This is a genomic window from Dyella sp. (genome assembly GCF_035486915.1).
GTDB lineage: Bacteria > Pseudomonadota > Gammaproteobacteria > Xanthomonadales > Rhodanobacteraceae > Dyella_B.
The window spans coordinates 1-11,647 of sequence record NZ_DATHMR010000156.1; the positions used below are offsets into that span (position 1 = coordinate 1).

The following is an 11,647-nucleotide window of genomic DNA, read 5'->3' on the forward strand; positions in this document are numbered from 1 at the left end:
TTCCCGCGGTGATTGTGCAGGGCCGATATGATGTGGTGTGTCCGATGCGTAGCGCGTGGGATCTGCATCGTGCGTGGCCGGAAGCGGATTTGCGTGTCGTGCAGGATGCAGGGCATTCTGCGTTCGAACCGGGTATTGCACGCGAGTTGATTGAAGCGACGGACAGATTCGCACGACGCTAATCGGGCCACCCTCACCGTCATTCCAGCGAAGGCCGCAATCCAGTGTCCTTTGGCGTTGAATGGAGCGTAGTGTCACGTCCCTCGCTTTCGCAGCAGACATGCTGGCGATAAGGCGTGTACTCAGCGATGACGTCACCGGATTGCGGCCTTCGCCGGAATGACGGTGAGGAGAGTCGGAACGCTTTAACGTGTGATATGCCTCAATCCGTTGTGGGCAACTGTTTGGTGCCAAAGATCTTGTCACCGGCATCGCCAAGGCCCGGCAAAATATAGCCATGCTCATTTAGCCGCTCGTCGATCGACGCAGTATAGATCTCGACATCCGGATGCGCGGCCTCGATCCGTTTGAGGCCTTCCGGCGCTGCGACAAGAAACAGGCCCTTGATGCGTTTGCAACCCGCGGCCTTGAGCATGTCCACGGTGGCTACTAACGTGCCCGCAGTAGCCAGCATGGGGTCGACGATCAATGCGATGCGTTCGTCCATACGGCCGGTCAGCTTTTCGTAGTACGTCATCGGTTCGAGCGTTTGTTCATTCCGTTGCAAACCAACGACGCTCACCTTCGCGGCTGGTATCAGTTCAAGCACACCGGGCAACATGCCCAGACCTGCGCGCAGAATCGGTACGATCGTGATTTTCTTGCCCTTGATCTGCTGCACACGCACCGGTCCCGCCCAGCCTTCGATCTGCGCGTCGACGGTTTCCAGATCCTTAGTCGCTTCGTACGTCAGCAACGATCCCACTTCGGATGCCAGCTCACGAAACTCTTTCGTGCTGATGCCCGTGCGACGCATCAGGCCAAGCTTGTGCTGAATCAGCGGGTGACGAACTTCGACGATCTTCATGGGAAGCGCGCTTGGTAGGGAATTCGCGCCAGCATAGCGGCAAATGAAAAGGGCGCCGCCATGCTGGCGACGCCCTGGAGCCTCAAGCGCGCAGCGAGCCTTATGGGCTCTTCATGCACGTGCTGACGGCACTCTTGTAGTCAGCACCCTTCTTGCCCGCGTTAGCGTGGCTGCAATCGGCCATCTTTTGCTGCGAGGGGGTGAGCTTTTTGCCGCTCGATGAGGCATCAGTCGCGGCGCTATCGGACGTGCCATTCATGCAGTTGCTAACGGCGGTCTTGTAGTCAGCACCCTTCTTGCCCGCGTTCGCATGGCTGCATTGCCCCAGCTTAGTGGAATGACCCGTGCTGGATGTGCTGCTGCTCTGCGGTGCGGCGAAGGCGGTGGTGGTGGCGAGGGCCAGAACAGCGCTGGCGACGAACAGGCTAAGGCGCATGGACATGATGCTTCCTCCTGAAGATATGACCGGTGGTTACCGGCGGAGCAAGTCTATGCCTACACGATGACTGGGCGGTAGCTGGCCGGCGCCCAATTCGAAAACTTACTTGTGAAATCACGGCCGGATGGCCCGGCCGTGATGGGTTATAGCGACTCAGGCTGCCCGGGCTTCGCTTTTGCGGGGGCCTTCGAGCAGGGCGTGGCGCACATGGGCGATCACCATATCCACTTCCTTGCTGGTGATATTGAAGTGCGGCGTGAAACGCAACGAATTAGCGCCGCCGTGAATCACTCCGATGCCGCGTTCGCGCAGATACTCTTCGGTGGAACCCGCACCGTAGCACTTGAACTGCGGAGCCAGCTCGCACGAGAACAGCAGGCCCGTGCCTTGCACCTTGGTGATCAGGCCGCCCAGTTCGTCTTTCAGCGTATTGAGCTTGTCGACGAATTCCTTGCCACGGGTGCGAATGTTGGCGCGCACGTCGTCGGTCAGCTGATCGAGCGTGGCCAGCGCGACATCCAATGCACGCGGGTTCGACGTCATCGTATTGCCGTAGATGCCCTTGCGATACAGCGATGCCGTGCGCTCGGTCACCGCCAGCACGGACAGCGGATACTGACCGGCGTTGAGCGCCTTGGAATAGGTTTCCATATCCGGCGGCGCGAGCTTTTCGAAACCGGGATAATCGATGATCGACAACACGCCATGCGCACGCAAACCTGCCTGGATGGAATCGATCAGCAGTACCGAACCGTGCGATTCGGTGAGCTGACGTGCGGCCTGGTAGAACGCCGGCGTCACGGCGCGGCCGGGATCGCCTTCGCCCATCACCGGTTCGAGGAACAACGCTTCGATAAACCAGCCATGCCTGTCGGCATCGGCGAACACCGCTTCCAGCTGCTGAACGTCATACGGCGCAACCGTCAGTAGCGTGTCTTCATGACGATAGCTAGCCAGATGCTGCTGATAGGTGCGGCGCGACGAATCGGAATAGAGCGCAGGTTTATCGGTACGGCCATGGAAGGCGCCTTTCACGGCGACACGCTTGATCGTGCGACCGGCATAACGGCCGCCCGCATCCGTCATGACCTTTGCATTGACGTCGGCGATGCGGCAAGCCAGACCCACCGCTTCCGAGCCGGAATTCAGGCACAGATAACGCACATACGGATTGCTTCCGCGGTGACGGCCCAGCTCGCGATTGAGCGCTTGCGTGAAACGCATCTGCGACACGCTCGGCGTCATCACGTTGGCCATCACCTGCGGACGCGCCAGTGCGGCGTCGATCGCTTCGTTGTTGTGACCAAAACCCAACATGCCGTAGCCGCCGTTGTCGTGCACGACCGAGCCTTTCAGCGTGACAACCCACGGCCCGCGCGCAGCGGCAGGCAGGTACGGATTGATCGCATCGTCTGGATAGAAATTGACGAAACCTTCCAGCACGTGCGTCAACTGTTCCGATTCGTCGAGCTTCAGGAAATCGCCGAACTCGGCGCGCAGTTCATGGTGGCGCGCAACCGCTTCGGCAATCGCCTTGACGAGCTGAGGGTCAACAGCGGCCATACGCTCGATGGTGGCGTCGTCGAGGCCGGTGGTCCGCGGCTTGCCGCCAAATTCGCGCAAATCGCGCAGCTGATCGATCACACCCATGACTACTCTCCTCGAATCTTGTCAGCGCCTCGCACCCAGCGCAAAGCAGGCCGACAGATGTGTTGCGTGCGGGAAGGGCATCTAGAGGCCCGCGGGCTGCGCCCGTTCGCACTCGCCGCGTGTGGGGAAACCGCTGGCGTCGCCTATCAGGATAACCTGCGGGCAGGGGTCGCCGGTACCCCCGGATGACGCCTGTCATGCGCGATGCCTGACGAGGGCGACTGGGGACAAGCCCTTGTATTGCCTACGCTGCAATGCAAGGAGGACCACCATGAACCCTGCATCTGACGTCGTTGCCCGTTTGTCCGGCGCCGTAAAGCGTTACGGCTCCCTTACCGCTCTGGATGGTGTGGATCTTGTGCTGCGCCGCGGCGAACTCTTGGCCGTGCTGGGCCCCAATGGGGCGGGCAAAAGCACCAGCATCAGCCTGCTGTTGGGCCTTATCCGGCCCGACGGCGGCCGGGCCGAATTGTTCGGCATGGACCCGCAGCAGATCGATGCGCGCCGTCGCATCGGCGTGATGCTGCAGTCGGCCATGCTTCCCCTGACACTGCGTGTGGGCGAGCTGCTGCGTCTGGTCTCCAGCTACTACCCCGATCCACGTCCCTTGGACGAAAGCGCTGCACTGGCCGGCATCGGCGATCTGTTGCGGCGCCCTTACGGCAAGCTTTCAGGTGGCCAGCAGCGCCGCGTGCAATTCGCACTCGCGTTGTGCGGCCGGCCGGAGTTGGTGTTTCTGGATGAACCGACCGTCGGCATGGATATCGATAGCCGCCGCAAACTGTGGGCCGCCATGCGCGCGCTCGTCGCCGACGGTTGCTCGGTCGTATTGACCACGCATTATCTGGAAGAAGCCGAAGCACTCGCACAACGCGTCGTGGTGATGGGTAAAGGCCGCGTGCTGACGGAAGGCAGTGTCGACGCGTTGCGTTCGCATGTTCCGCTGACACGCATTCGTTGCGTGACCGATCTGGATGCAGACGTCATCGCGCAATGGCCGCAGGTGGCATCGGCCGAACGCGACGGAACGCGCATGCATGTGAGCACCAGCGCCGCAGAGAACGTCTTGCGACGCATGCTGGACGCGGACACGTCGCTCAGCGAACTGGAGGTGCAGCGTGCTGGACTTGCCGATGCATTCACCGAACTGACCCGCGAAGACAATCTGATCGAACAGGAGGCCGCGTGATGAACGCCGTATCGATTCCTGCAACACCCAGCGTCACCGCGCCCAAAGTCATGAGCACGCGCCGCGTGTTGGGTGCTTATCTCGCGGAAGCGCGCAGCGAATGTCTGCGTTATCTGCGCAACCCTGGCTTCATGTTGCCGATCATGCTGTTCCCGACGATGTTCTATTTGTTGTTCGGCATCGTCATGGCAACGCACGAAGGACCGGATGTTGCGCGCTACCTCCTTGCCAGTTATGGCGTGTTCGGCGTGATGAGTCCGGGCCTGTTTGGCTTCGGCATATCGCTCGCACTGGAGCGCGACGGCGGCCTCCTCACTTACAAACGTGCATTGCCGATGCCACCGGGAGCTTATCTGCTGGGCAAGATGCTGATGGCGATGCTCGCTGCTGCTGTGGTCATTGTGTTGTTACTCCTTATGAGTGTGACGATGGCGCACGTATCGCTTACAGGAATGCAAGCAGGAATGCTGTTGCTGACGGGTGTGCTGGGCGTGCTGCCGTTCTGTGCGCTGGGCATGCTGGTGGGCACGCTCATCAAAGGCCAGGGCGCGCCTGGTTTGCTCAACCTGGTCTATCTGCCGATGTCGTTCCTGTCAGGTCTGTGGGTGCCGATGAATGAGTTGCCCAGCGTACTGCAGCAGATCGCGCCGATCTGGCCCAGCTATCACCTGCACCGCGTCGCTTTAGCGGCGCTGGATATGGGTCCAGGCCCCGTCATGGGCGACATCGTCGTGCTGATTGGTTTCGCTCTCGTGTGCTTTTTCATCGCAGCGCGTCGCCTGCGCCGTGTAGGTTGACGTAGGATGACGTCTGTCAGGATCCGGTGGGGTTTCTAAACCATGTCTTTCTCGCTACCCGTGCCCGCGTGGCTGAAGCCGACACCGGATTCGGAGGCGGCCGAGAATATTCGCAAGGGAGCCAATCCCTGGACCGATGCCATTCACTTGTTGTGGTCGGTGTGGATTTTTTTTGATCCGCTGTTCGACAAAGGGTTCACGCAGAAGTGGTTCGTCACCGTTGGGATTTCGTATCCCTTCTTTCTGCTTTTTTATGCGCTATGCATCATTCGGCCGCAGAGGTCCGTTCACCTCTATGCATGGTGTATCACGCTGCTTGGCTTCCTGATCATGCCGTTCAATAGCGGCGCCGGTTGCTGTTACTTCATATTCGGCACCGTCATGGTTCGCGCCTGTACGCGAGGTTGGCGATTCTATTTGGCGAACGTGATCGCAATGAGCGCGATCTTTGCGGTGTCTGCGACGGCGAACCGGCTCCCTTGGCAGCTGACCTTTTACATAGTGGTGATGGTTGCCATCATTAATGGCGTGATTACCGTTGGTATCAATAGTTCCAAGAAAAACGCTGCCCTTAAATTATCGCAAGACGAGGTGAGGCGCCTCGCGGCCACCGCCGAGCGCGAGCGCATCGGCCGCGACCTGCACGATCTTCTCGGTCACACACTCTCGTTGATTACGCTCAAGCTCGAATTGTCACGCAAGTTATTCGATCGTGATTCTGAAAGTGCGCTTCGCGAACTCACCGAGGCCGAAGGCGTCGCGCGTCACGCGCTGGCTGAAGTTCGTTCGGCGGTTACCGGCATTCGCGCCACGGATCTGGCCGCGGAATTGGCATCGGCACGTCTGCTGCTGGAATCGTCTGCGGTGCATCTGGATTACGGTGCGTTGCCGATGTCGTTGCCTGTGGATATCGAGCGCGGTCTGGCACTCGTCATCCGCGAGGCTATGACGAATATCCATCGCCACGCAGGTGCCACACAGGCATCTGTACGATTCGAATCGACACCGGAAAAGCTCACTATGCAAATTTGCGACAACGGACGCGGTGGACAAAGCGCGGAAGGAAACGGCATCAGTGGGATGCGCGAGCGCATCGGCGTGCTGGGTGGAGCGCTTTCCATTGAATCGCCACCTAAGCGCGGAACCAAACTCACCGTTTGCGTTCCGCTTGGATCAAAACGTCGACTGCAACCGGATGTCACTGCGCCAGCGGACGCGACGCCGGATGATCTCGCACGGGGTGCCGCATGATTCGCGTGCTGTTGGCCGAAGATCAGGCGATGGTGCGCGGCGCGTTGTCGGCGTTGCTCAATCTTGAATCCGATATCGAAGTATTGGGCACTGCGTGCGATGGCGAAACAGCGTGGCGCGAAGTACAACGGTTGAAGCCGGATGTGCTCGTGACCGATATCGAAATGCCCGGCATTACCGGTCTTGAATTGGTGCAACGCATCCAGCGCTACGAATTGCCGGTGAAGTCCGTCATCGTCACGACGTTCGCACGCCCCGGTTTTCTGCGCCGCGCACTCGATTCGGGCGTGTCGGGTTATCTGCTTAAAGATGCGCCCGCAGAGAATCTCGCTGAAGCACTACGTACCGTGCATCGTGGCGGGCGCTCCATCGATCCGCAGCTGGCACTGGAAGCATGGTCCGAAGCCGATCCGCTTAACGACCGCGAACGCCAGGTGCTGCGCCTCGCTGGGGAAGGGCAGTCCGCCAGCGACATCGCGATAAAACTCAACCTGTCGCATGGCACCGTGCGCAACTATCTTTCCGAGGCCATCGGAAAATTGGGCGCCGCCAATCGTATCGAGGCTTATCGCCTGGCGCGCCAGAAGGGCTGGCTCTAGGCCATCCGTACAGGTAGTGCTCTGAAAGGATGCGATAATGCCCGGCGTTATGCCCGTCACGAAGCATCCTCCTTGAAGAAATCCGATTTCCATTTCGACCTGCCGCCCGAGCTGATTGCGCAGGCCCCGCTCGCCAAGCGCAGTGCGAGTCGTTTGCTCGTGCTCGACGTGCCGGTACGTACCTGGCAGGACCGTAAGTTCAGCGAGTTGGTGTCGTTTCTGCGTAAGGACGACCTGCTGGTGTTTAACGATACGCGTGTGTTGCCAGCGCGTTTGCATGGTCGCAAAGAGAGCGGCGGAGCGGTCGAAATTCTGATCGAACGCGTAACCGGTGCACACGAGGCGATTGCACAATTGGGTGTCAGCAAGAAGCCCAAGGAAGGCGGCGTTATCGTGCTGGCCGATGGTAGTCACGCTACCGTGCTTGGCCGCGATGAAGGCTTTTTCCATTTGCGCTTTGAATCACCCGAACCGTTGGAGCGTTTGCTGCACCGATTGGGTGAGATGCCATTACCGCCGTATATCTCGCGGCATGCGGATGCGAGCGACATGGAGCGTTATCAGACGGTTTATGCGCGCGAACCCGGTGCTGTGGCAGCACCGACGGCGGGTTTGCATTTTGACGATGAGATGCTCGCGCAATTGCGCGACAAAGGCCTGGATTTCGGATACATCACACTGCATGTCGGTGCGGGAACCTTTCAGCCTGTGCGCGCGGAAGATCTGTCGCATCATCAGATGCATCGCGAATGGCTCAACGTGGGTGCGGGGCTCGTCGATCAAATTCATCGCACGCGCAGGAACGGTGGCCGCGTCATTGCGGTGGGGACGACTGTGGTTCGCGCACTCGAAAGCGCCACGGTGGATGGTGTGTTGCGCCCTTTTGCAGGCGAAACGCAGATCTTCATTTTTCCGGGCTATCGCATCACCAGTGTCGATGGGCTGATCACCAACTTCCATTTGCCGCAATCGACGTTGCTGATGCTGATTTCCGCGCTGGCGGGCCGGGAATTCATCCTTTCGGCGTACGAGCATGCGGTGAAGGAGCGTTACCGCTTTTTCTCCTATGGCGATGCAATGTTGATCCTGCCGCGAGGCGCGATCCCCGCAGACACGCAATAATAGGCAAATGACTGCCATGCATTTCGATCTTCTAGCCACCGATAGCGTTGCGCGCCGCGGGCGTCTTACGTTTGACCGCGGGACCGTGGAAACGCCCGCCTTCATGCCTGTGGGCACGTATGGCTCGGTGAAGGCCATGACGCCGCGCGATCTGGTCGAAGTAGGGGCCGAGATCATTCTCGGCAACACTTTCCACCTGTTTTTGCGACCGGGCCTGGAGATCGTGGGCGAGTTCGGCGGTCTACATCGATTTATTGGCTGGAAAGGGCCGATCCTTACCGACTCCGGCGGTTTTCAGGTGTTCTCGCTGGCGCACAAGCGCAAGATCACCGAGCAGGGTGTGACGTTTGCATCGCCTGTCGATGGTTCCAAGGTGTTTCTGTCGCCAGAAGAGTCGATGCGAATCCAGGCGGTGCTGGATTCGGACATCGCGATGATCTTCGACGAGTGCACCCCGTATCCGGCGACCGAAAAGGTCGCTGCCGAATCGATGGAGTTGAGTCTGCGCTGGGCTGAACGTTCGCGTCGCGCGTTCGACGATCTGCGTAACCCCAACGCCTTGTTCGGCATCGTGCAGGGCAGCGTGTATGAGAACCTGCGCCGGCGTTCTGCGGAAGGTTTGGTGCAGATCGGGTTCGACGGTTATGCAGTGGGTGGTCTGGCGGTGGGTGAACCGGAGGCCGAACGTAACCACACGCTGGATTTCACTGTGCCGTTGCTGCCGCAGGATCGTCCGCGTTACCTGATGGGTGTCGGGCGTCCGGAAGACATCGTCGAGGCGGTGCGCCGCGGCATCGACATGTTCGATTGCGTGATGCCCACGCGTAACGCACGCAACGGATTTCTCTTCACGTCCGAAGGCACGCTGCGCATCCGCAATGCGAAGTTCGCCAACGACACGCGGGTGATTGAGGAAGGGTGCGCGTGCTACGCCTGCAGCCAGGGGTTCAGCCGCGCTTACCTGCGCCATCTGGATCGCTGCAACGAGATCCTCGGCAGCCAGTTGGCCACCATCCACAACCTGCATCATTACCAGCGCCTGATGGCCGGGCTGCGCGAAGCCATCGCGGCCGGCAAGCTGGACGATTTCGTGACGGAGTTCTACGCCCGACGTAGGGGCGACACCGCCTAGGCCGTTGTGCGCTTGCAACAGCCCCTCCCGGCCCCATTGAATCGGCTGGGTAGGGGGCGCTGGCCCGTGTGCAGAGCACTGGGGCGCATGGCATAATCCAAGGTCTTTTATTGGGCGCACGGCGGAAATTCCTGCTGTGGCCATAACTTGCGGAACGGGCTAATGAATTTTCCGACGACTTTTGTGCTGGCACAGGCAGCACCGGGCGGTGCGCAGAATGGCACCTTCATGCTGATCCTGCTGATCGTCATGTTCGGTTTTATGTATTTCACGATGATCCGTCCGCAGTCGAAGCGGCAGAAGGAGCATCGCGACTTGATCGCGGGCCTGGCCAAAGGCGATGAAGTGGTCACGAACGGCGGCATTGCCGGTCGCATCGACGAGGTCGGCGACACCTTCGTCACCGTCGAGATCGCGCCGAACGTCAAGATCAAGGTGCAGAGAAGCGCTGTCCAACAGGTGTTGCCCAAAGGCACGCTGAAATCGTCTTAAGCGCTCCGCTCGGCGGATCGGTTTTTCCTATTAATTCACGCTACCGCGGCCCCGCGCCGCGGCTTTTATGGATGCAAGGCATGAGTGATTTTCCACGCTGGAGATACTACCTGGTCGCCGTCGTACTGGTGCTGGGCATCCTTTACGCGCTGCCGAACTTGTACAAACCGCTGCAAGCGGTGCAGGTCTCGGCGGCGCAAAGCGGTGCGACGCTCGATCCGACGGTGCAGCAGAAAATCACCACGGCACTGCAGGCTGCCAAGATTCCCTACGTCAATGAAAGCCTGAAGCACGACACCAACCGCGGCGATTACGTGCTGATCGGCTTCGACAACGGCGACTTGCAGAAGAGTGCGGCTGACGCGCTCAAGACGGCATTGGGCGACAGCTACACCATCGCGTTCAATCTCGAATCGACCGTGCCGAGCTGGCTGACTGCCATTGGCGGTCGTCCGATGCCGCTCGGTCTGGACTTGCAAGGTGGCGTGCGCTTCCTGATGGCCGTCGATCAGGACGACGTCATCGACAAGCAGGAAAACCGCTATACGCAGGACATCACCTCGCTGCTCAAGGACAAGAAGGTTCCGTTCGTTTCCGTGGCGCGCAACGCCGTGCGCGGACAGGGCGTAATCGTGGTGCTTAACTCCGCGGCGGATCGCGCCACTGCCAGCGACGCCATTGCCACGGAGTTCACCGATCTGGCCGTCACCGATGGCACTAACACCGGCGACCGCTACGTTCTCAATGCCGTGCTCAAGCCGGACAAGCTGCGCGATCTGCAAACCAACGCCATTCGTCAGAACCTGTCCACGCTGGGTAATCGCATCAATGCGCTGGGTGTCTCTGAGCCGGTTATCCAGGCACAGGGCGAAGACCATATTTCGGTCGAACTTGCCGGCGTGCAGGATCCGGCCGAAGCGAAAAAAGTGATTGGCGCGACGGCGACGCTGGAATACGTCGCAGGTATTGGCGATTTGCGCGACCCCGCTGTTCAGGACGCCGCGAGGACGGGCAACATCCCGCCGGATGCACACTTGTACTACGGCACGGAAGGTCAGCCCTATTTGGTCAGCAAGAACATCATCGCCAGCGGCGATGAGTTGGTCGATGCGTCCTCGGGCACGGACCCGCAGTCGGGCACGCCCAGCGTAAACGTCTCGCTCAATTCGGCTGGCGCAGCGAAGATGTTGGACTTCACCAGCAATAACGTCGGCAAGCCGATGGCTGTGGTGTATGTCGAGACCACCACCGACACCAAGATCGTCGACGGCAAGGAAGTGCGTACACCCAAGACCACCTATAAGGTGATCAACTACGCCACTATCCAGGGTGTCTTCAGCAATAAATTTCAGACGACCGGTCTGGGGACCGCGAAGGCTGCGTCCGAACTTGCGTTGATGCTGAAGGGCGGTTCGCTCGCGGCGCGCATGGATATCGTGCAGGAAGGCGTGATTGGTCCGAGCCTGGGTCAGGACAACATCGACAAGGGCCTGAAGGCCGTTTTGCTGGGTCTTGGTCTCGTGCTGATCGCGGCAGCGATCTACTACAAGCTCTTTGGTCTGGTCGCCGACGTCGCGCTGTTCTTCAACCTGGTGATCTTGGTTGCCGTCATGTCGCTGATCGGTGTGACGCTCACCATGCCTGGCATCGCCGGTATCGTGCTGACGCTAGGCATGGCGATCGACGCGAACGTGCTGATCTGCGAACGCGTTCGCGAAGAATTGCGGAACGGCTCCACGCCGTTGGCAGCGATCCGTGCCGGTTACGAAAAAGCCTGGGCGACGATTCTGGACGCCAACGTCACGCATCTTATCGCTGCGCTGGCGCTGACCACGATGGGTTCGGGCCCGATCAAGGGCTTCGGCGTCACGTTGCTCATCGGTATTCTGACCTCGATGTTCACCTCGGTCACGGTCACTCACGCGATCACCGCACTGATTCATGGCGGC

The 11,647-nt window shown here is 59.9% G+C and carries 12 protein-coding genes; 9 read left to right on the plus strand and 3 right to left on the minus strand.

The window, feature by feature from the left end; translation table 11 throughout:
• A partial coding sequence (locus VK725_RS12330) for an alpha/beta hydrolase (protein ID WP_325318352.1) occupies positions 1–182 on the plus strand: 182 nt, incomplete at its 5' end.
• Positions 183–382: 200 nt separating this feature from the next.
• Here VK725_RS12330 and upp read toward each other — a convergent pair.
• The 3 genes from upp to VK725_RS12345 form a co-directional block, all read right to left on the minus strand.
• Positions 383–1,027: a uracil phosphoribosyltransferase gene (gene upp / locus VK725_RS12335; protein ID WP_325318353.1), complete on the minus strand. Its 645-nt coding sequence runs from the start codon at positions 1,025–1,027 to the stop codon at positions 383–385.
• A gap of 100 nt (positions 1,028–1,127) precedes the next feature.
• The gene (locus tag VK725_RS12340) at positions 1,128–1,469 is read right to left on the minus strand and encodes a PsiF family protein (protein WP_325318354.1); all 342 of its coding nucleotides are present in this window, start codon (positions 1,467–1,469) and stop codon (positions 1,128–1,130) included.
• Between the two features lie 150 nt (positions 1,470–1,619).
• Positions 1,620–3,116: an aminotransferase class III-fold pyridoxal phosphate-dependent enzyme gene (locus VK725_RS12345; protein WP_325318355.1), complete on the minus strand. Its 1,497-nt coding sequence runs from the start codon at positions 3,114–3,116 to the stop codon at positions 1,620–1,622.
• Between the two features lie 271 nt (positions 3,117–3,387).
• On the opposite strand from VK725_RS12345, the gene VK725_RS12350 reads away from it, so the two are divergent.
• From VK725_RS12350 to secD, 8 genes are all read left to right on the plus strand, one after another.
• Positions 3,388–4,305 (plus strand): ABC transporter ATP-binding protein, encoded by a 918-nt coding sequence (locus VK725_RS12350; RefSeq protein WP_325318356.1) that lies wholly within the window; start codon positions 3,388–3,390, stop codon positions 4,303–4,305.
• On the plus strand, positions 4,305–5,102 hold the full coding sequence (locus tag VK725_RS12355) for an ABC transporter permease (protein WP_325318357.1): 798 nt from the start codon (positions 4,305–4,307) through the stop codon (positions 5,100–5,102). The genes VK725_RS12350 and VK725_RS12355 overlap by 1 nt, the downstream gene beginning before the upstream one ends.
• A gap of 42 nt (positions 5,103–5,144) precedes the next feature.
• Positions 5,145–6,353: a sensor histidine kinase gene (locus tag VK725_RS12360; RefSeq protein ID WP_325318358.1), complete on the plus strand. Its 1,209-nt coding sequence runs from the start codon at positions 5,145–5,147 to the stop codon at positions 6,351–6,353.
• Positions 6,350–6,952 (plus strand): response regulator transcription factor, encoded by a 603-nt coding sequence (locus tag VK725_RS12365; protein WP_325318359.1) that lies wholly within the window; start codon positions 6,350–6,352, stop codon positions 6,950–6,952. The genes VK725_RS12360 and VK725_RS12365 overlap by 4 nt, the downstream gene beginning before the upstream one ends.
• 72 nt (positions 6,953–7,024) lie before the next feature.
• Positions 7,025–8,074 (plus strand): tRNA preQ1(34) S-adenosylmethionine ribosyltransferase-isomerase QueA, encoded by a 1,050-nt coding sequence (gene queA, locus VK725_RS12370; RefSeq protein WP_325318360.1) that lies wholly within the window; start codon positions 7,025–7,027, stop codon positions 8,072–8,074.
• A gap of 7 nt (positions 8,075–8,081) precedes the next feature.
• Positions 8,082–9,206, plus strand: a complete 1,125-nt coding sequence (gene tgt / locus VK725_RS12375) for a tRNA guanosine(34) transglycosylase Tgt (RefSeq protein ID WP_325318361.1) — start codon at positions 8,082–8,084, stop codon at positions 9,204–9,206.
• Positions 9,207–9,368: 162 nt separating this feature from the next.
• Positions 9,369–9,698, plus strand: coding sequence for a preprotein translocase subunit YajC (yajC, locus tag VK725_RS12380; RefSeq protein ID WP_325318362.1), 330 nt, complete (start codon positions 9,369–9,371; stop codon positions 9,696–9,698).
• Positions 9,699–9,778: 80 nt separating this feature from the next.
• Positions 9,779–11,647, plus strand: a 1,869-nt coding sequence (gene secD / locus VK725_RS12385; protein ID WP_325318363.1) for a protein translocase subunit SecD, incomplete at its 3' end; no start/stop codon positions are given.